Raw genomic sequence first — 19,051 nt, 5'->3', positions numbered from 1 at the left:
CATTTGGGAAAAATGCCCACATGGATGACATAAAAGACAAAATCCGGGTTTTCCTGAAGGATATGGAAATGAGCAGAGAGGTTTTTGCCGATCTTTGTGGCGTCAGCAAGAGTCAAGTTGATAAGTGGCTTTCCTACCTCCCCATTCCGGAAACACGACAACGTGTCATTGAGCGCATCATGAAGGAAGAACATAGCCGTCGTCAAAAGAGTCAGCATGACCCTGACATGGACATTATTGAGGTTCCCTTTCCTCGAAGCCAATTTGACCGGGTTCGAATGACGGCGGACATCCATGGTATGACGATTGAAAAATGGGCTTCCAGGACGCTTATTGCACTCTCCAACGTCCCGCATCATAATTTATAGTTACGCCAAAGTATACAGGGAAAGAGACGTACATATAAGGATTTCCAATGAGGTTACTGGCTTATTCAGACTGAGGCGGTCAGACGTGGACTCACAACGGAAGAGTGGCTTGATGCAACACTGCATCTTCACACGGCAATGCCGTACAAAGTATAGTAGTCCCCCACTGTCTGAAAGTTCGCTATACAAGCTATTAAAAAGACTGATTTTTCCCTTCGAACAGCGTTCATTGAAACTTTTTCCGTCTCTCGTATTTTCAAAATCACTTATGCGAATACGAGACTTAATCAGACGGTTGCTAAGAGCTGGATTCATTCTGCAGCCAGGGCAAGGACGGGGTTCACATCGAGTATACGATCATCCCCATGGACAGACGGTGACTATCCCTGGTCATGATAACGGCAATGCCCCTCCTTATCTTATCAGGGAAGTACGGGATGCTATTGAGGCATCAGGTGGAACCTGGGAAGGTTAACGTCTTCTCTCTGCTATATTCAGGAGCTACCTCTATTGGGTAGCTCCTTTTTTGTTTTTCCTTTTTCGGTATGATATTTCTGAGGGATGCGCTCGAAAAATGACATCAAGCCATTCTCATATCTACAATTACTACCCTGAACTGAGAGAGCTACAGACAAAACAAATTAAACGAAAAACGGAGCTGTTCGCGCGTAATGCAAATAGCTCCGTGTGTTCTGTTTAAAATGTCAATATATCAAAGAATCAATGGCATGAAGAGGAGTATCATAATAATCATCATAATCATAGCCATGCTCGCGATCATGATTATGGGCAGAAACAATACAGGCACCAAGAACAGTCCCAACGGCACCTACTATAACTGCAGGAATAACTATCGGACTTGCAGCAACAGTTGCAACGGTCGCTGCGACTGCTTTCGTCCCACCAATGACAGCAGGAATCACGCTTTCTACAGGTAATTGATCGATGACAGATTTTAATACCCCTTTTGTCGTATCTTTGACAAATTTCTGAACATCAGAGTTTTGTGCAATTTGCAATCCTGCATTGTACACTAAGTCGCCTAATTCACTTTTTGCACTCATGGTTTTTCTCCTAATTACGAATTAATGTGATTAAAAAACTTATTTAATACACATCCTTATGAATGCTCTAAAATAACAAAAAGTCAAGATGAATTTAATTTCCGTTATCTAACATTTTTATATTGTGATGGCACCATGGGCAATCTGTGAGAAAAATAGAGCAAGATTCTTCATGACCTTCTCAATAGCCTGAGAGTCTGACTTAAATAACACTTCCGATTTCTTCGCTGTTATAGCCCACAATACCCGACAGCGGTCAGCGGGCACTCCTGTTTTCAGGGAAAATCTGCCAATAGACGGGCACCTCTTCCGGATTGCAGGCCGTCAGGTAGTATTTGATCGTCGTCTTGCTGGTGGTATGCCCCATGTTTTCCAGTAAACCGTGCGTGTCCCGATGGGCGGCTAGCCAGTAAGAAGCGTAGGAATGGCGGCAAACGTCATTTAGATGGCTAATGCTGGCTCCCCGGCGTACTGCCTGCCATTTACGCTGCCAGTTCTTCGGAGAGAGCTTTCCAGCGCGTTTTTCTGGCGGTACAGTTTCCAGCCACGCCTTGAGGTTTGGCTCAATCCGCACCAGCCGCACGGAGTTGGTTTTGCTGACCTCCGGTTCAATTCTGATATAGCCATGAGCCAGCTTGATGTGCTCCCACCTCAATGCGGTAACTTCTTCAGGCCGGACGCCGGCGAAAAGCAGGACGGCCACCGCTATTTTCATATCCGCCGCATTTACACGCAGGTTTTCCGGCATAGCCCCATCTCCGGAATAGTCCCGGCAGGCATCCAGCAGAGAATGAGCTTGCGCGGGCGTAAGAATGGAGATGGGTGCCCGCTGGTGCTTACGCTGCTTGATTCCTTCGGCGGGGGACTGCACAGCATACTTCTTACTGATGGCCCAGGCAAAAAACGGCTTAATGTGGCGCAATGCGGAATTATATGAAGGAGGAGTCGTTTTCCATCCGGCCAACCATTTTTCAAATTCATCCGGCGTTACATCGTCAATCAAGCAATCTCCAAACCTAGAGGTGAAGGCGCCTAAAACCTGTCTTACACGGGTTCGGTAATGAGAAGAGGTATCTTGCACCGTATCACGGTAAAGAGGCTCAAGAATGGATATTTTGCGGGCATCGCTGGCCCGATGCCGCGCAATGTAATAATCAATAACATCCTTGAGCGTCACATCGAACGGGGCTAAACGGGCAAGTTCTTCGATGACGGCATCATATTCTGATCTCGCCATCAATGTTTCCCCAAAACGCAGTCCCGCAGCCACGTCTTCCAGGTTGGTAATATATCCCATTGCTTCCGCCTTGGTCGGGAAATACTTTGTTTCCCTCTTTCCGGTTCCGGAAAGCTTGACAGGGATGCGAACCTGCCAGCGTCCGCTTTGAGCGTGCTTCACCGGAGTTATTTTCAGGCGTTTCATGATGCCCTCACAGTACGCCAATTTTACGCCAGAACGGAATCAAAAAATGATATTTGGTCATCATTTATGGCTATTTTTCCACGGTTTTTCGCATTTTCGGCCCCGGAACAGGCAAAAAAGAAGCCCCGTAAGTCATTGAACTTACAGGGCTTTAGAAAAAGAATGGCTCCCCCGGTTGGGCTCGAACCAACGACCTAGTGATTAACAGTCACCCGCTCTACCGCTGAGCTACAGGGGAGTTTGCGTTCCATGGAGCGCGGAGGGATTTTTACTGGAGGCACAGGCGTTTGGCAAGTACTTTTTTGTTTCTGTAGGCTTTTTGACGCAAAAAGGCTTCCGCGGCGTGGGCATGCCAACGGTGTTTCTTGACCTTTGAGGGGAGAATGCCCAGACTTTCAGCGACATGAGTGAACATCACCATCATATTGCTGTTCTGGCCGGCGACGGCATCGGGCCCGAGGTCATGGCGGAGGCCCTGAAGGTTCTGGACGCCGTAAGTTCCAAGTTTGGATTTACCGTGAGCCGCAAGGAGGCTTTTGTGGGCGGCGCGGGCATCGACCATTGCGGCAAGGCCCTTCCGGAAGAGACCATCCGAGCCTGTGAAGAGGCGGACGCCGTCCTGTTCGGCTCCGTAGGCGGCCCCAAGTGGGAGCACCTTCCCGCCAATGAACAGCCGGAGCGCGGCGCCCTGCTGCCGCTGAGAAAGCATTTCGGCCTGTACGCCAATCTGCGCCCGGGCGTATGCCTGCCTGCCCTGACCCACGCCTCTCCCATCAAGAATGAATTGATCGAAGGCGGTTTTGACATTTTATGCGTCCGGGAACTGACCGGCGGCCTGTACTTCGGCCAGCCCCGTTTCCGCGAACAGGAGGGGGACGACGAAGTCGTCGTGGATACCATGCGCTACCACAAGAGCGAGATGGTGCGCATCGCCAAAGTGGCGTTCGAGGCCGCGCGAGGGCGCCGCAAGCGCGTCACCAGCGTGGACAAGGCCAACGTGCTGACCAATTCCCTGCTGTGGCGCGAGACGATGATTGAGGTTTCCAGGGATTATCCGGACGTGGAACTGCTCCACATGTACGTGGACAATGCCGCCATGCAGCTGGTGCGCAATCCCCGCCAGTTTGACGTGCTGGTGACGGAGAACCTGTTCGGGGACATTCTTTCCGACGAGATGGCCATGATCTGCGGCTCCCTGGGCATGCTGCCCAGCGCCAGCCTGTGCCAGGGCAATGAGGACAACGGCCTGTTTTTCGGCCTCTACGAGCCTTCCGGCGGCTCCGCCCCGGACATCGCCGGCAAGGGCATTGCCAATCCGATCGCCCAGATTCTTTCCCTCTCCATGCTGCTGCGCTATTCCCTCGGGGAAAAGGACGCGGCAGACGCCATTGACGCCGCCGTGCGCCGCGTGATTGAACAGGGCTACCGCACGCGAGACCTGGCTACGGGCGCCTCCGGAGAAATCCGCGTGAATACCGCGGAAATGGGGGATACCATTATTGCGGCCCTTTAAGGGGGCGTTTTCCCGCTCCGCAGGCGCATTCCACCGTCTGCGGGGCTGTCACCTCCGGAAGCGGGGGGAGGCACTTCCTCTGTTCTTCCATTTATTCCCGGGCTTTTCCGGTTCTTCATTCAACGATCATGAACGTTCTTATCATCGGCCAGGGAATCGCCGGAAGCTGCCTGGCATGGGAATTGAAACGCCGCGGCACGGATTTCACCATCACAGACCGCCCTATTGCGGAAACAGCTTCCCGTGTGGCCGCCGGGCTGGTGAATCCCCTGACGGGCCGCGCCTTCCGCCCCGGCTGGCGGCAGGAGGAGTGCCTGTCCGCCGCAGCAGATTTTTATCCGGAAACGGAACGGGAACTGGGCGGCTCCTGGTGGCAGAAGACCCCTATTTTCCGGGAACTGGAAACGGAGGACCAGCTTGAAATCTGGCAGGAACGCCAGATGGCCCCGGAATCCAGCGCCTATGCCGGCCCCCTTTTTCCGTGGCCCGAACGCTGGGAAGGACAGGGAAAAGCCGCCTATACGCGCGGTTCCGCCGTCCTCCATGTGGAGGACATGGTCAACGCCATGCGGCAGTTTTTCACGGAACAGGGCCGTTTTGTGGAAGCGGACGTGTCCCCCGCGGATATCCGTCCGGATGAAAACGGCCTTTTCCATTGGAACGGGCAGAAGTTTTCCCATATAGCCTGGTGCACCGGCTGGGAGGCCGGATGCCACCCGGACATGGCTCCCTTGAAGGGACGCCCTTCCAAGGGCACTATTCTGGACCTGGACCTGAAGGAGCTGGACTGGCACGCCGGCATCCTGCATTTCGGCCACTGGCTGGTTCACAACGGTTCTTTCTGGCGCTTCGGCGCCACTTACGCGTGGGCGTGGGACGCTCCCGGCATTCCGGAAGCCCCCGCCGTCCAGGAATTGATGCTGGACCTCGTCAAACGCTATTCCGGGGAGACGGGCTTCCTCCGCGCCCGCGCCGCCGTGCGCCCCATCATCCGGCGCAGCCAGCCCGTCGCCGGGCCCATTCCCAGCCTGAACGGCCAGTTCGTCTTCTCCGGACTGGGCAGCAAGGGAGTGACCACTTCCCCGTGGGCCGCGGCCCAGCTGGCGGAACATCTTGTGCACGGGGCGGAACTGCCGCCGGACCTGCTTCCCGCCGCACTGTGGAAATAATGCGGCGCGGTTCCCGTACTTCCTTGAACGGGACAGCTATTTTCCTTGTCAAAACGCCCTGAACACGATTACATGCGGCCTTATATGCGAGCGGAGAACGAGAACTGGGGAGATACGGTACGGGAGCATTTGTTTGACCAGCGCGGCGCCGTGATGGTGCACTGGCTGATCCTGCTCAATGTGGTCGTCTTTATCCTCGGGTTTTTCTTCCAGGTGGATATTCCACGGGATATTTACCCGCCGGGCCGTCTGGACCTGATCCAGCTTTACGGAGCCTACAGTGAATACACGTGCTTTCATGAAGGGGAACTGTGGCGGTTGTTTACCTACCAGTTCCTGCACGCCAATCTGGGGCACATTATGTTCAACATGATCGCCCTGTGGTTTTTCGGGCCGGTCGTGGAGGAACGCTTCGGCCATCTGCGCTTCCTGCTGTATTATCTTTTCTGCGGCGTGGCGGCGGCCCTGTTTTCCTCCCTGCTGGGGTACATGGGGTTCTTTGATCCGGAATGGCGCTTCATTCCCATGGTGGGGGCCTCCGGCTCCATTTACGGCATCATGGCCGCGTGCGCGGTGCTTTTTCCGCGCGCCCGGGTGCAGCTTCTGTTCCCTCCGGTCAATTTGAGCGTGCGCCAGTTCGCCCTGGCCGTCCTCGGCATCGCCTGCGCCGTCATTATTTTCCAGTGGAACAACGCGGGCGGGGAAGCCGGACACCTGGGCGGCATGTTCGCCGGGTTCATCCTGACATTGCTGATCCTGTGGAAGGAAAAACTGTCCTCTCCCAGGCGGAGGGTCGTTTCTTCCTCCCACCATTCCGCCTCGCACTCCGCACGCCGCCCCGCCGGTAGCCATCCCTCCGAAGAGGAGGTGGATGAAATCATGGAAAAAATATCCCGCTCCGGCCTGTCCAGCCTGACGGAAGAGGAACGGGAAGTTCTCCGGCGCGCCTCTCGCCGTTGAATTATTTGTTAGATATTCCCCGTATTTTTGTTATTCTTCTTTCTTTTTCATTATTTCCTCCTAGCATGGAGGAATGATGACGCGGCTGTATTCCTCCACCGTTCTGGGCGTGGATGGCGTAGAAGTGGAGGTGGAAGTGGATTTCCGCCCCATGGCGGAAAAACGCACCTTTATCGTGGGACTACCTGATGCGGCCGTGAAGGAGAGCGGGCAGCGCGTGGATACGGCCATCCAGAACAGCGGGCTGCCCTTCCAGCAGGGCGTTTTCGTCGTCAATCTGGCTCCGGCGGATTTAAGGAAGCAGGGACCGGGGTTTGACCTCCCCATCGCCCTGGGAATGGTCGCCGGAGCGGCGGAAAGGGACATGGACGCTTCTTCCTGGTGCATCGTGGGGGAATTGGCCCTGGATGGCGCCGTACGCCCCGTGCAGGGCATTCTGCCGCAGATTATGGAGGCGCGGCGCATGGGCAGGAAGCGCATCATGCTGCCACGTGCTAACGCACACGAAGGAACGCCCGTGCAGGGCGTGGAGATTTACCCCGTGGCTTCTTTGAAGGAGGCGTGGGCACTCCTTACCTCCTCCGTTCTGCCCCCTCCCTTCACGGCTTCCGGAAGAGAGGACCGGGAGGCCGAAGACAAGGAGACTGCCGTTGACTTCGACGAGATCAAGGGGCAGCCCTATGCGCGCCGCGCCATGGAGATTGCGGCGGCAGGCGGCCATAACATCCTTCTCTGCGGTTCTCCGGGTTCGGGCAAGTCCATGCTGGCGCAGAGGCTCCCGACCATTCTCCCTCCGCTGAATCCGGAGGAAGCTCTGGAAACCAGTAAAATCCATTCCGTATGCGGACTGCTGAAACGGGGGAACGGCCTGGTGGCCCGGCGTCCGTTCCGGGCTCCGCACCATACCATTTCCGATGCCGGGCTGATGGGCGGAGGAGCGAATATCACGCCGGGGGAAGTGTCCCTGGCCCACAACGGCGTGCTCTTTCTGGACGAATTGCCGGAGTTCCGCCGCGCCGCGCTGGAAACTCTGCGGCAACCGCTGGAATCCGGCCAGGTGGTCATTTCCCGCGCTTCCGGCACCATGACGTTTCCGTGCCGCTTCATGCTGGCAGCCGCCATGAATCCGTGCCCCTGCGGCTATCTGGGCGACAGGAGAAGAACCTGCACCTGTCCCCCGGCGCAGGTCGCACGCTACCGCCGCAAGATTTCAGGACCGCTTCTGGACCGGTTCGACTTGCTGATGGAAGTTCCCGCCGTGGACCCCTCTATTCTGGCCTCCGCACCCGCCGGGGAATGTTCCGCCGGCATCAGGGAACGCGTGATGGCCGCCCGGCAGCTCCAGTGCAGCAGATATGCGGGCACTCCCTTCCGCAGCAATGCGGCACTTTCCGGAAAAGCGCTCCAGAGGCATTGCCGCCTGCTGCCGGAAAGCCGCGCCATCCTGCTCCGCGCCGTGGAAGAACTGGCCCTTTCCGCCAGAGCCTACGACCGCATTCTGAAGGTGGCCCGCACCATAGCGGATCTGGAGGGCAGCCCTGATATTCAGGATTCCCATTTGTATGAGGCCGTGCAGTACCGGGCCTTTGAACATTCTCTCCGGGAATGAACCATTCCGGAATGCCGCGTTACGCCATGCCAAAGCGTGCCTTTTCCGACCGGAAAAAGGAAAGGAGGCGTTTTTCAGGCCGCCTCCTTCCCGATTGAAAAGTTTACCGCTCACCGGTTCCGGGAACGCCGGAAGACGAGGGCTCCCAGGCCAAGCATTCCCAGAGATGCGGTAGCCGGTTCCGGAACGGTTTCATAGGATACCTGGATGTTGGCAAGCGTATAGGGGGAGGTGGCGCCGCCCGCGCCGCCGCGCACTCCGGCAACCAGCTTGTATCCTTCCCCCCACGCCAGGGGAGAATCCGCCATGTCCAGGGAAACGGTCGTCGTTCTTGAAGTGGAATCAAAGGTAAAGCTTTCCACGGTGGAAAGGTTCCGGACCAACGTTCCGGCGGAGTCGTAAATCGCCAGCACCATGGTGTAGCTCGTGATGACGGAGGTGGGCGTGTCACAGGAAAAGATGATGGAGGAAACAAGCTCTCCCTGCCGGGGGCCGCCCAGCACCATGGCAAAGGAGTCTCCGGCCACGCCGCTTCTGCCGCACAGGATGATGGAACCGACGTCATCATGGTTGACCCAGGTTCCCTCCCCATTCTGGGGCCAGTTGGCCAGGCTGTTGTTATTGCCTCCCGCATAGACGCCAAATTCACGGCCTTTTACTTTATCCAGCAGCTGGTTTCCCGTTTGCGGCGCCATGGTCGCGGTTTGCGACAGATTGGCTGATTCGGGCAGTTCGGCAATGATGGTAGCAGCATTTGCAGCCAGCACACTGGCGCAACTTATTAATACAGTACAATATCTATTTTTCATAAGTTACACACCATAATAAATTTATTATGGTGTGTCAATTTACATTTAAGAAGAAAAGTCTTTGAATTTTCCGCTTTTTCTGAAATCTGGCGCATCTTCTTGAGGTTGAATGGCCGAGCCGTTCCCCGCAATTCGCCGTTGCTGGATTTTTCTTTATAACCCTATTAAAATACCTGTTTTACGTGGAATTAAACTTTGGAATAAGGAGAACATGAAATGAAGTTATTTTTCTGCGGAGTTTCCGCAGGTTTTTACAGGAGCCGGGAGGCCCCTGCTCCCGGAAACGGTCTTTCCCCAGCGGGAGCATATGCCTCGCCCTCCCGTCTGCCGGCGCTCTTTTCCGGAAACGTTCAATACGCCGGGCCATCCCGGCTTTTTCACCCGTCACCCACGCAGAACAGCCGCTCCGCGGACATGCGCGGAACGGCTGTTCGCACGAGAAAGGAAAGACCGGTTTAACGGATGGCTTCCAGAGCCTGCTTGAGGTCCGCAATGATGTCTTCCACGGCTTCCGTTCCCACGGAGAACCGGATGAGGTCCGGCCGGACGCCCGCCTCCATGAGCTGCTCATCCGTCAACTGGCGGTGCGTATGGCTGGCGGGATGGAGGACGCAGGTGCGGGAATCCGCCACATGGGTAACGATGGCGGCCAGTTTCAGGCTGTCCATGAACTTGATGGCGCGTTCACGGCCGCCCTTGATGCCGAAGGTCACTACGCCGCAGGATTGCCCGTTGCGGAATTGCTTCTGCGCCAGGTCATGGTATTTGTTGGACGGCAGGCCCGGATAGTTGATCCAGGCCACATCCTCCTGCCCTTGCAGGAATTCCGCCACCTTTTGCGCGTTTTCACAGTGCCGCGGCACGCGCAGGTGGAGGGTTTCCAGGCCCAGGTTGAGCAGGAAGGCATTCTGCGGGGATTGAATGGAACCCAGGTCGCGCATGAGCTGGACGGTCGCCTTGGTGATGTAGGCGCCCTTGCCGAAGCTCTTGCTGTAAGAAAGCCCGTGATAGGAAGGGTCCGGCTCCGTCAGGCCCGGGAATTTGTCCCTGTGGGCTTCCCAGTCAAAGTTGCCGCTGTCCACGATCACGCCGCCCACCGCCGCGGCATGGCCGTCCATGTACTTGGTGGTGGAGTGGGTGACGATATCCGCCCCCCATTCAAAGGGGCGGCAGTTGATGGGGGTGGCGAAGGTGTTGTCCACGATCAGGGGGACGCCGTGCGCATGGGCGATGTCCGCCATTTTGCGGATGTCCAGCACGCAAAGCGTGGGGTTGGAGATGGTTTCCGCAAAGAGGGCCTTCGTATTGGGACGGAAGGCTTTGGCGATTTCCTCCGCCGGGGCGTCCTGGTCCACAAAGGTGACCTCAATGCCCATTTTCCGGAACGTGACGGCAAAAAGGTTGTACGTGCCTCCGTAAATGGACGCGGTGCTGACGATGTGGTCCCCCGCCTCGCAGATGTTGAAGACGGCAAAGAAGGAGGCCGCCTGCCCGGAAGAGGTCAGAATGGCGGCCACGCCGCCTTCCAGTTCGGCGATTTTTCTGGCAACCGCCTCATTGGTGGGGTTCTGGAGGCGCGTATAGAAGAATCCGGCTTCCTCCAGATCGAACAGTTTGGCCATTTGTTCGCTGGTTTCATACTTGAACGTGGTGCTCTGGTAAATGGGCAATACGCGGGGTTCACCCTTTCTGGGGGTCCAACCCGCCTGCACGCACAGGGTTTCCGGTCTCAATTCCTGACTCATGATGCAGGGATGCTATGCCATGCCGCCTCCCTTGTAAAGCAGGGAAAGGAGGCATTTCCAGCCGCTCCCTGCCTCCCCGCCTTCGCGGTTACAATCAGCCGCGTTCAAGTGCCGGGAGGCTCTTGTTCCCAAAGACGGCCTGAGAAATATGCCACCGTATTTGGAGCTTCTTCCGGAGAAGGGAACAGCCTGCGGATTTTACCTGATTTCCGGCAGAGGGGTGGAAATTTCCTCTTCCGTCAGGTAGCAGCCGGGGTCGGACCCGTACCAGTGCCCGTTGGCAAACGCGGCGCGCGTGCGGAAGCCACCGCCGCACAGGGCAAAGTGCACGCAGCGGCCGCAGCGGCCTTCAATTTTTTTCTGCCGTTCCAGGGGATTGTCGGACCCGCGCAACTCAGGCAGCATCTCCGCCGCGGCCCCCGCCTTGGCGTCCCACAGATCGGAAAACAGGTTGTTCTTCACATTGCCCAGCGTGACGGATTGCCAGAATTGGTCCGGGTGCACCACGCCCTGCGTGTCAATGTTGGCGATGCCGCGGCCGGAGCTGTTCGCCCCGCCGCCGTTCCATTGAAGAAGGTTCAGGGTTTCCTTCGCCAGCGGGGAGCCTTCCCGGAGCTGGCGCAGCAGCAGGTAAATGCCGTCCGCTGGCTGGGTGACGGTCAGCACTTCACGGTTTTTGCCTTCCGCCTTCCATTCCTCCACGCGGGCAATCAGCGTATCCATGGCGTTCCGCGCTTCCTCCTGCGTCAACGTCTGCACTTCCACGCCGCGGCCCGTGGGGACCAGATGGTAGAAGCAGACGCGCTGGATGTCATTGGCGTCAATGAAGTCCAGAATCTGTTCCATGCACTGCACGTTGTTGCGGGTCAGCGTCAGGCGCAGGCCCGTCTTCTGCCCCACTTCACTACAGAGCTTGAACCCGCGCACCGCCTGTTCAAAGGAGCCTTCCACTCCGCGGAACTTGTCATGAACGGCGCCGATGCCGTCCAGGGAAATGCCCACGTACGCCACGCCCAGTTCCTTGAACCGCGCGGCGGCCTCCGGCGTGATGCGGGTGCCGTTCGTGGAAATGGTCACTTTCAGCCCTTTTCCAGTGGCCCGTTCCAGCAGCTCCATGAAGCGCGGGTGCACCAGCGGCTCCCCGCCGGAGAACAGCAGGGCGTTCACCTTGTAGTCCGCCAGATCGTCAATGACCGCGCAGCACTGGTCCCAATCCAGCTCCCCTTCAAATTTCCGGGCGGAGGCGTCCGCATAGCAATGCACGCACTTGAGGTTGCAGGTGCGCGTGATGTTCCAGACCACAATGGGCTTGCGGACGCGGGACGAAGCCGGAGCGCAGGATTCCACGGCGCCTCCCGCGGAGCGGCCGTGCCCGTGGCCCTGTCCGTATCTCAAATGGTCCGCGGGCTGTTCCGCCCCTGTCCAAAGTCTGGTAATATTAATCATGGTGTTGTGAAAGCCTGGGCTGGTAGGGGCAGAGGTTGTCTTCCGCCATCATGTCTCCGTAAACGGCATAGGCGCGGGAACGGGAGCCGCCGCATACGGTGCGGTACTCGCACCGGCCGCATTTGCCTTCCAGAGCATTGTCGTCCCGGAGTTTGAGGAAAAGGGGGTGCGTGCGGTAAATTTCCCCCGGATCATCCGTTCGCACGTTTCCCGCCGCAATGGGCAGGAAGCCGGAAGGCTGGATTTCCCCGGTATGGGAGATGAACATGATTCCCTTGCCGTCCCGGGTGGGAACGGCGCGGCGCGCGGGCTTGCTCCCCTGCGCGCGGGCTTCCTGAAGCGCCACGCGGCGGTAATGGTGCCCTTCCGTGGTCTTGACGCCGAAGGGGACTTCACGGCTTACCTTGCTGAGTTTTTCCCAGACGGCCTCCACTTCTTCCGCCGTGGGCATTTCATCCATGGCGGCCCGGCCCGTAGGCACCAGCAGGAACACGCTCCACATGCCCGGCTCCATCTTCTTCATCAGCTCCACAAAGTCGTCAAACTCGCCCAGGGTGCTCTTGGTGATGGTGGTGTTGATTTGCAGATGCATGCCCGCTTCCTTCGCCATTTCCGCCGCGCGCAGGGTCCGCTCATACGTGTGGGGAACGCCGCGGAAGGCGTCATGGGTGGCTTCATGCGCACCGTCCAGGCTCAGGGACATGCTTTGAACTCCGGCCTCCTTCAAGGCATGGAAGTCCGCATGCAGCAGCCGGGCTGTAGCGGCGGGGCTCAACGCCACGTGCAGCCCCTTGCCGGCGGCCGCGCGGATCAATTCCAGAATGTCCGGCCTCATGACGGGGTCTCCGCCCGTCAGCACCAGCATGGGGGGCCGCAGCTCCGCCAGCTGGTCAATCAGGCGCAAGGCTTCCTCATGGGTCAGTTCATCAGGATGGGGCCGCGGCTGGGCCACGGCGCGGCAATGCTTGCACGCCAGCGCGCAGGCGCGCGTCACTTCCCAGAAAACCAGAAAGGGGCGTTCATTGAGATCTGTTTCACTAAAAATCGGTCGCATTCCTCAGGACAGTCACTTTAGAACAATTATAATTTTTGACCAGTCCAAAAGAGGGGCATTCCCCCAAAAAGTTCACTTGGCCGCCTCTTCACGGATTTTCTGAACTTCCTTGGGCAGTTCGGAAAGGGAATTCAGGGCCTCCTTCAAATTCCTGGAGGCATCCGGAGAGAGCATGATGGCCGTCACATGCTTGACGATGGGCTGCATCATTTCCACAAGCTGCTGCTGCACTCCCGTCAGCTTGGCCTGCTGGTTGCGGGTGAGGGGCGGCAGGGCGGCCTGTTTCTTGGCGATGTCCAGCAGGGCGGCCCGGTAATGCCCTATCTGGTCCACAGCGGCCTTGCTGGTTTCCTCATCCTTCACCCTGGACAGGGATTCATCCAGGTTTTTGACTTCATCCACGGTTTTTGCCAGCAGGGTTTCATGCGTGTTGCCTTCCGCATCCTTCGGGAACGGCTCCGCCTTCGCGGCTTTGTCCTGGGAGGCCTGCGCCAGTTCCGTCTGCACGGACTGCAAATCCATCAGGGCCTTCTGCAAGTCAGGCGTAAGCAGACCTTCCTTTTTCAAGCGCGCAAGGGATTTCACCAATTCAGCGGAAATCTTCTGCACTTCCGTCATCTGGGCGGAAATCTGCGCCTGTTCCTGCGGTGTGGCGCCGGGCAGCTCCAACTGCCTTTTCCCAAGGTCCACCAGCTTTTCACGCACCTTTTTAACCGTTTTCACGGCGTCCGCCGCTCCGGGCGCATCCGTCACCTTGTCCAGCGCCGCCGTAATTTCATGCATGCTGGCAACGCTCTGTTTGGTCAGGGAAAGATGGGTGTCCTGGGCAAATGCGGGGGCCGTCATGCAGACGGCAGCGCCCAGGCCGATGAAAGCAACTGTTTTATTCATGATGGGAAAGCCTTTCCGGTACGGAAGAATACGTTTTCCCCTTTTTCCCGTCAATGGCGGCTATTGTCAAGACCGCTCAACCGCACCATATAAAAAGGGCTGTCTGCTTCATTACAGACAGCCCTTTTGAAATTTTTAACAGTGACCTTAGTCGCGCTGCTGGCGGGAGTACTTGTAGTAGCTCTGGAAGCTGAGTTCCGCAGGGAATTCGCTCAGGCCGCCGTTGGGATTGTATTCCTTAAGGCCGCTCATGCCGCAACGTCCCTGATAGGGGGGCTTGTACGTGCACTTGTAGGTGGGAGCCCAGAACGTGACAAGTTCATAGATGCCGTAGCCCATGCGTTCAAGCATGGTGGTGGTGCCATCAACAATGCCCACGGAAAAACCGGCATAGTCACCTTCGCGGCTCGTCCAGTTGATGATTCCCAGGGGAATTTCTTCAACGGAGTAAATGATGTTGGCGATGGCGCGGCCCAGCTTGCGGGTGGGGGTGTATTCGGAAGCGGGTGGAGCCTGAATGTCCGCACTGGCGACACCGATGGCGCCGGCGGCAAAAAGAGCTGAGATGATGGCACGTTTCATACTGATTGTTTATATAGTATAATTTGTCGAGGGAAAGCAACTCAAAAAAACAAAAAATCAATCTAATTCCGGGCGGGGGTCCCGCGTCATGAGCTCCACAAGCGCTTCCATGGGCGGCTTGGATTCATAAAGAACGGAATAGACGGCGTCAATCAGCGGCGTCCTCACTCCCAGCTTCCGCGCAATTTCATAGACGGAGAGCGTGTTGGGCACCCCTTCCGCCACCATGCCCAGGGCGTCCAGAATTTCCTGGAGGCTTTTTCCTTCCGCCAGCCTCCGCCCCACCGTCTGGTTGCGGGAGTGGCGGGAATAGCAGGTGACGATGAGATCGCCCACGCCGGAAAGGCCCATGAAGGTTTCCCTGCGGCCTCCGCTGGCTACGCCGATGCGCGTCATTTCCGCCAGGCCGCGGGTCAGCAGGGCGGCCTGGGCGTTATCTCCCAGGTTCAGCCCCTCGCACAGTCCGGCCCCGATGGCAAAGACGTTCTTGATGGTTCCCCCCAGCTGCATGCCGATGATGTCCGTAGCGGAATAAACGCGGAAGGTCTTGGAGGCGAATATCTGCTGCACCCAGTCCGCATATTTCGGATCCTCAAACCCGATCAGGGAGGCGGACGGGAGGCCCAGGCAGATGTCTTCCGCATGGTTGGGGCCGGAGAGCACGCCTATGGGATTGGAGGGCAGATATTCCTGAAGGATTTCCGTCATTCTTTTATGGGAGCCCTGTTCAATGCCCTTGGTGCAGGAGACGATGACGGCGTCCGGCCTCACCGGCAGGTCACGCAGCCGCTGCGCTACGGAACGCATGGCTACGGAAGGCACCACCACCACGATGAGCTCCGCGTCCTTCACCTGGTCCAGGTCGCAAGTGGGATGGATGTTGGGGGCCAGGGGCGCGGCGGTTTCCGACAGGACCGGGCTGCGCCTGGTTTCAGCAAGCTGCCGGGCCTGCGCTTCTTCCGGCGTCCACAGGACGACTTCACATTCCCGGGTCGCCAGGACCATGGAGAGGGCCGTACCCCAGGAACCGGCGCCGATGACTGCTATTTTATGTAACCGATTCATCATCTTACTTGGACTTTTTGGAATAGAAGGAGTGTTCCGTTCCGTTGAGGAGCCTCACGATGTTGGAACGGTGCTTGAGAATGACCAGAGCCCCCACCACCGTGAAAAAGGCAATGTAAAGTATCTGGGGAGAAACGGCCCCGCCCTGGCAAAGCGGGTAGAACCACCATCCGGCGGCGATCATCGCCACGGCAGCCACCAGGCTGGCCAGCGACACGATGCCGGAGATTCCCATGAATACCAGCCACGCGCCCAGGGCCACGCAGGCCACCACCGGATTGAGGGCAAACAAGACGCCCGCAGTCGTCGCCACGCCCTTTCCGCCCCTGAACCCAAGGAAACAGGTATAGGTATGGCCGAGCACCACGGCGAAACAGACGAGGACGACTACGGCGTTGAAGTCCCAGCCGCCCGCATCCCCCGTCAGGAACGGCAGCCAGTTCAGGGCGCCGAACACGGGCACGAACCCCTTTAAAAAATCCAGCGCAAAAACGGAGAGGCCCCACTTCCAGCCCAGCACGCGCCATGCATTGGTAGCGCCTATGTTGCAGGAACCCTCCCGCCTCAGGTCAAGGCCCCTGATCCTGCCGGCAAGGTAGCCGAACGGAACCGCTCCAACCAGGTAGGAGGCTGCAATATAGAGAACTATCCAGGCAATCATGTCGTGCGGAGGGTATTCTACCCCCCCGCCCGTCAAATGACAATGGGGAAATCGTCTCCGGGACGCTTCTTTCCGGCGGCCTGCTCCCGCGGAACAGCGGAACATTCAACGGCCTTCCCCGGCACCGGATTTCCAGAAGGCTTCCTGCACCGCCCCCGTCCGGAGGAAAGGCCCTCTTTTAAAAAGCGACGCAGTAAAAACGGCACAGGCTCGCCCCGCGCTCGTGGGGAAGATGCCCCCGGTCTTATTTTTCCTTTTCCGGAACGGGTTTATTTACCGTCCGTGCAGGGTTTCCGCATCACGGCGGCCCAGACGGAGGCATTGTCCTGCTGCGGTTCCAGCATGTCCTTCACCTGCTCCATGATGGTTCCCACCAGCTCCCGGCTGGAACAGTCCCTGGCCTTTTGGAGAGCCAGGAAAGAAGGCTCCCTCAGCAGTTCGCTCCAGACCTGCAAGCCGTCCGAGCAGGCCAGCACCGCATCCCCCGGATGCAGAAGCAGGGGCATGGCGCTGATGTCCACCAGTTCCATGGGCCCCCCCATGACGGCGGACCGCAGAACGCAGCGCTGGCGCAGAGCGCCCTGGAGGGACATTTCCCCCTTCCGGTAGAGGCAATCCGCAATGGGCCTCATGGAGTGGTCTTCATTCAGGCGGTCCATGCGGAAGCTGTCCGCTCCGCTCCATAAGTACAGGGGGGAATCCCCCACGCTGATCCACCACAGGGAGTGGCCGCGGATGAAGACGGCCAGCAGCGTGGTTCCGGATTCCTCCGGCTCCTTCTGGATGGCGGCCAGCGCCCGGTTGGCGGCATGCAGCGCTTCCGTCAGACGCTCCGGAATATCCTCCACGCCGCTTTCCGCAAATACTGCGGCAAATTCCTGCGCCACCACGCAGGAGGCGCAGTCTCCGCGGAGATGGCCCCCCATGCCGTCGCACACGATGCCCAGCATCCCGCCGGCGGCGGGAAGGCTTTTAACCACGTCTTCCTGCTCACGGCGTTTGCCGATCCATTGGGCGGAAGCGCAGTCCAGGGTATCCGGGGTGGGGGGGGCCATGCGGCTGGGGGGCTGAATTAACTGTCCTTCCGTTTCAGTTGCGGGAAGAGCAGGACGTCGCGGATGGAAGAGGCGCCCGTCAGCATCATGATGACGCGGTCAATGCCGATGCCGATGCCGCCTGCGGAGGGCATGCCGTATTCCAGCGTTTCAATGAAGTCGTAGTCCACGCGCTGGGTTTCCCCGGCGGCCTGGTGTTCCAGGCGTTCCTTCTGCACGTCCGGATCGTTCAGTTCCGAATAGCCGGGTGAGATTTCCTGCCCGTTGATCACCAGTTCATACACGTCCACCACGTCCGGGTTTTCTTTGTTCAGCTTGGCCAGGGGAACCAGGTCCTTCGCCACATGGGTGACAAAGCAGGGGTTCATGGTTTTTTCCTCCACCAGTTTTTCATATACCTGCTGGGAGACGTCCACATCCTTCATATCCGGGCTGATTTCCACGTCCAGCTCTTTACAGCGGGCGCGGCGTTCTTCCGGGGAAATGTCAAACCAGTCCTGCCCGGCCACACCGCGGATCAGGTCCTGGTAGTCGGCGCGCTTCCAGGGGCGGCTGAGGTCGATCGTGTAAAGCACGTTGCCTTCCGCGTCCTTGTGGTCAATCTGGAGGCCTCCGCAGAATTTTTCCGCCAGATGGCAGATGAGTTCCTCCACCATGTTCGCCATGGTTTCAAAATCGCCGCAGGCGCAGTAGGCTTCCAGCATCGTGAATTCCGGATTGTGGCGGCGGTCGATGCCTTCATTGCGGAAGCTGCGGTTGAGTTCAAAAATCTTGGTGAAGCCGCCTACCATCAGTCGCTTGAGGAAGAGTTCCGGAGCAATGCGCAGCGTCAGCGGCATGTCCAGCGCGTTATGGTACGTTTCAAACGGCTTGGCGGCGGCGCCCCCGGCCACGTCCTGAAGCATGGGGGTTTCCACTTCCAGATAGCCGCGTTCCTGGAGAAAGCGGCGGATTTCCGCAATCATGAGGGAGCGCGTGACGAACAGGGACGCGCTTTCCTCATTGGAAATGAGGTCCAGATGGCGCTTGCGGTAGGTGACCTCCTTGTCCGCCAAGCCATGCCATTTGTCCGGCAGGGGGCGGAGGCTCTTGGAAAGAATGGTCAGGCCGGAGACCTTCACGGTGGGTTCTCCGGTACGGGTCAGGAAGGTGGTTCCTTCAATGCCGATCCAGTCTCCGCGGTCCAGGAGCTTCCACAGCTTCCAGGTGGTTTCATCCACTTCATTCCTGTGCAGGAACCCCTGGATTTTGCCACGTACATCTCCAATGACGAAAAACTGGGATTTGCCCATGTCGCGAATAGCCAGCAGGCGGCCGGCCACGGCTACCTGTTTGTCTTCCTGGAAATCGGCTTTCAATCCGGCGGGGGTGGTGGTCACGTCAAATCTTGCGCCGTAGGGATCAATCCCCAGCTCGCGGATTTTGGCGAGCTTGTCGCGGCGCACGGCAATAAGTTCGGATTCCGTCGTATTCGGATGTGCCTGCTGTTGTTCGGACATAGTGCGGGGATTTTAAAGGCTTGCCTCCGTTTTGGCTAGTGCATTGTCAGGCAGGGGGCATTTTTGGCGGCCTGTCCGGAACCGGGGACCTTTTTGCCCTCCTTTCCGGAGTCCAAGCGCCGGGGGACGCACCCGCGG

At 58.0% G+C, this 19,051-nt stretch carries 18 protein-coding genes and 1 tRNA gene; 6 read left to right on the top strand and 13 right to left on the bottom strand.

The genetic code is table 11. The features are described from left to right. Positions 1-20 precede the first annotated feature (20 nt). Positions 21-368, top strand: coding sequence for a hypothetical protein (locus QSJ36_RS03050; RefSeq protein ID WP_285466762.1), 348 nt, complete (start codon positions 21-23; stop codon positions 366-368). A 112-nt stretch (positions 369-480) separates the two neighbouring features. Next, positions 481-843 (top strand): type II toxin-antitoxin system HicA family toxin, encoded by a 363-nt coding sequence (locus tag QSJ36_RS12795; RefSeq protein WP_345783924.1) that lies wholly within the window; start codon positions 481-483, stop codon positions 841-843. Between the two features lie 229 nt (positions 844-1,072). Here QSJ36_RS12795 and QSJ36_RS03045 read toward each other — a convergent pair whose 3' ends face one another. From QSJ36_RS03045 to QSJ36_RS03035, 3 genes are all read right to left on the bottom strand, one after another. After that, a complete protein-coding gene (locus QSJ36_RS03045; RefSeq protein WP_285466761.1) occupies positions 1,073-1,432 on the bottom strand; it encodes a hypothetical protein in 360 nt (119 codons plus the stop codon). Positions 1,433-1,688: 256 nt separating this feature from the next. Continuing rightward, the gene (locus QSJ36_RS03040) at positions 1,689-2,855 is read right to left on the bottom strand and encodes a tyrosine-type recombinase/integrase (RefSeq protein ID WP_285466760.1); all 1,167 of its coding nucleotides are present in this window, start codon (positions 2,853-2,855) and stop codon (positions 1,689-1,691) included. 163 nt (positions 2,856-3,018) lie between these two features. After that, positions 3,019-3,093: transfer RNA gene (locus QSJ36_RS03035), tRNA-Asn, on the bottom strand. 165 nt (positions 3,094-3,258) lie between these two features. On the opposite strand from QSJ36_RS03035, the gene leuB reads away from it, so the two are divergent. From leuB to QSJ36_RS03015, 4 genes are all read left to right on the top strand, one after another. Continuing rightward, a complete protein-coding gene (gene leuB / locus QSJ36_RS03030; RefSeq protein WP_102727896.1) occupies positions 3,259-4,368 on the top strand; it encodes a 3-isopropylmalate dehydrogenase in 1,110 nt (369 codons plus the stop codon). Positions 4,369-4,496: 128 nt separating this feature from the next. Further along, positions 4,497-5,537 (top strand): FAD-dependent oxidoreductase, encoded by a 1,041-nt coding sequence (locus tag QSJ36_RS03025; RefSeq protein WP_285466758.1) that lies wholly within the window; start codon positions 4,497-4,499, stop codon positions 5,535-5,537. A gap of 84 nt (positions 5,538-5,621) precedes the next feature. Further along, the gene (locus tag QSJ36_RS03020) at positions 5,622-6,497 is read left to right on the top strand and encodes a rhomboid family intramembrane serine protease (RefSeq protein ID WP_180971120.1); all 876 of its coding nucleotides are present in this window, start codon (positions 5,622-5,624) and stop codon (positions 6,495-6,497) included. 73 nt (positions 6,498-6,570) lie between these two features. Beyond that, complete coding sequence (locus QSJ36_RS03015; protein WP_022396098.1) at positions 6,571-8,106, top strand: YifB family Mg chelatase-like AAA ATPase; 1,536 nt, start codon at positions 6,571-6,573, stop codon at positions 8,104-8,106. Positions 8,107-8,216: 110 nt separating this feature from the next. Here the strand turns inward: QSJ36_RS03015 and QSJ36_RS03010 are convergent, their stop codons facing one another. The 10 genes from QSJ36_RS03010 to lysS form a co-directional block, all read right to left on the bottom strand. Further along, on the bottom strand, positions 8,217-8,801 hold the full coding sequence (locus QSJ36_RS03010; RefSeq protein ID WP_180976232.1) for a PEP-CTERM sorting domain-containing protein: 585 nt from the start codon (positions 8,799-8,801) through the stop codon (positions 8,217-8,219). Positions 8,802-9,370: 569 nt separating this feature from the next. Next, positions 9,371-10,660, bottom strand: a complete 1,290-nt coding sequence (locus QSJ36_RS03005; protein WP_022396100.1) for an aminotransferase class I/II-fold pyridoxal phosphate-dependent enzyme — start codon at positions 10,658-10,660, stop codon at positions 9,371-9,373. A 198-nt stretch (positions 10,661-10,858) separates the two neighbouring features. After that, a complete protein-coding gene (locus QSJ36_RS03000) occupies positions 10,859-12,106 on the bottom strand; it encodes a radical SAM protein (protein ID WP_285466753.1) in 1,248 nt (415 codons plus the stop codon). Next, positions 12,099-13,160, bottom strand: coding sequence for a radical SAM protein (locus QSJ36_RS02995; protein ID WP_022396102.1), 1,062 nt, complete (start codon positions 13,158-13,160; stop codon positions 12,099-12,101). Before QSJ36_RS02995 ends, QSJ36_RS03000 begins: the two co-directional genes overlap by 8 nt. A 72-nt stretch (positions 13,161-13,232) precedes the next feature. Next, a complete protein-coding gene (locus tag QSJ36_RS02990) occupies positions 13,233-14,051 on the bottom strand; it encodes a hypothetical protein (protein ID WP_285466750.1) in 819 nt (272 codons plus the stop codon). Positions 14,052-14,198: 147 nt separating this feature from the next. After that, complete coding sequence (locus QSJ36_RS02985) at positions 14,199-14,633, bottom strand: exosortase system-associated protein, TIGR04073 family (RefSeq protein ID WP_022396104.1); 435 nt, start codon at positions 14,631-14,633, stop codon at positions 14,199-14,201. A 57-nt stretch (positions 14,634-14,690) separates the two neighbouring features. Continuing rightward, positions 14,691-15,701: an NAD(P)H-dependent glycerol-3-phosphate dehydrogenase gene (locus tag QSJ36_RS02980; RefSeq protein WP_102727252.1), complete on the bottom strand. Its 1,011-nt coding sequence runs from the start codon at positions 15,699-15,701 to the stop codon at positions 14,691-14,693. Between the two features lies 1 nt (position 15,702). Beyond that, on the bottom strand, positions 15,703-16,359 hold the full coding sequence (gene plsY, locus QSJ36_RS02975; protein ID WP_102749476.1) for a glycerol-3-phosphate 1-O-acyltransferase PlsY: 657 nt from the start codon (positions 16,357-16,359) through the stop codon (positions 15,703-15,705). 269 nt (positions 16,360-16,628) lie between these two features. Further along, positions 16,629-17,414, bottom strand: a complete 786-nt coding sequence (locus QSJ36_RS02970) for a protein phosphatase 2C domain-containing protein (RefSeq protein WP_102721684.1) — start codon at positions 17,412-17,414, stop codon at positions 16,629-16,631. Positions 17,415-17,431: 17 nt separating this feature from the next. After that, on the bottom strand, positions 17,432-18,913 hold the full coding sequence (lysS, locus tag QSJ36_RS02965) for a lysine--tRNA ligase (RefSeq protein ID WP_285466746.1): 1,482 nt from the start codon (positions 18,911-18,913) through the stop codon (positions 17,432-17,434). Positions 18,914-19,051 lie beyond the last annotated feature (138 nt).

It is taken from the genome of Akkermansia sp. NBRC 115031 (genome assembly GCF_030268505.1).
Classification (GTDB): domain Bacteria; phylum Verrucomicrobiota; class Verrucomicrobiia; order Verrucomicrobiales; family Akkermansiaceae; genus Akkermansia; species Akkermansia massiliensis.
This window is presented reverse-complemented; position numbering and strand designations above follow the sequence as displayed.

Bases quoted from the DNA above. Each gene is read 5' to 3' on its own strand.
- QSJ36_RS02980 (WP_102727252.1), bottom strand. From the start codon at position 15,701: ATGATGAATCGGTTACATAAAATAGCAGTCATCGGCGCCGGTTCCTGG.
- QSJ36_RS03020 (WP_180971120.1), top strand. From the start codon at position 5,622: ATGCGAGCGGAGAACGAGAACTGGGGAGATACGGTACGGGAGCATTTG.
- leuB (WP_102727896.1), top strand. From the start codon at position 3,259: ATGAGTGAACATCACCATCATATTGCTGTTCTGGCCGGCGACGGCATC.
- QSJ36_RS02990 (WP_285466750.1), bottom strand. From the start codon at position 14,051: ATGAATAAAACAGTTGCTTTCATCGGCCTGGGCGCTGCCGTCTGCATG.
- QSJ36_RS02985 (WP_022396104.1), bottom strand. From the start codon at position 14,633: ATGAAACGTGCCATCATCTCAGCTCTTTTTGCCGCCGGCGCCATCGGT.
- QSJ36_RS03000 (WP_285466753.1), bottom strand. From the start codon at position 12,106: ATGATTAATATTACCAGACTTTGGACAGGGGCGGAACAGCCCGCGGAC.
- QSJ36_RS02995 (WP_022396102.1), bottom strand. From the start codon at position 13,160: ATGCGACCGATTTTTAGTGAAACAGATCTCAATGAACGCCCCTTTCTG.
- QSJ36_RS03025 (WP_285466758.1), top strand. From the start codon at position 4,497: ATGAACGTTCTTATCATCGGCCAGGGAATCGCCGGAAGCTGCCTGGCA.
- QSJ36_RS03015 (WP_022396098.1), top strand. From the start codon at position 6,571: ATGATGACGCGGCTGTATTCCTCCACCGTTCTGGGCGTGGATGGCGTA.
- QSJ36_RS03010 (WP_180976232.1), bottom strand. From the start codon at position 8,801: ATGGCGCCGCAAACGGGAAACCAGCTGCTGGATAAAGTAAAAGGCCGT.
- QSJ36_RS02970 (WP_102721684.1), bottom strand. From the start codon at position 17,414: ATGGCCCCCCCCACCCCGGATACCCTGGACTGCGCTTCCGCCCAATGG.
- QSJ36_RS03005 (WP_022396100.1), bottom strand. From the start codon at position 10,660: ATGAGTCAGGAATTGAGACCGGAAACCCTGTGCGTGCAGGCGGGTTGG.
- QSJ36_RS03050 (WP_285466762.1), top strand. From the start codon at position 21: ATGGATGACATAAAAGACAAAATCCGGGTTTTCCTGAAGGATATGGAA.
- plsY (WP_102749476.1), bottom strand. From the start codon at position 16,359: ATGATTGCCTGGATAGTTCTCTATATTGCAGCCTCCTACCTGGTTGGA.
- QSJ36_RS03045 (WP_285466761.1), bottom strand. From the start codon at position 1,432: ATGAGTGCAAAAAGTGAATTAGGCGACTTAGTGTACAATGCAGGATTG.
- lysS (WP_285466746.1), bottom strand. From the start codon at position 18,913: ATGTCCGAACAACAGCAGGCACATCCGAATACGACGGAATCCGAACTT.
- QSJ36_RS12795 (WP_345783924.1), top strand. From the start codon at position 481: ATGCAACACTGCATCTTCACACGGCAATGCCGTACAAAGTATAGTAGT.
- QSJ36_RS03040 (WP_285466760.1), bottom strand. From the start codon at position 2,855: ATGAAACGCCTGAAAATAACTCCGGTGAAGCACGCTCAAAGCGGACGC.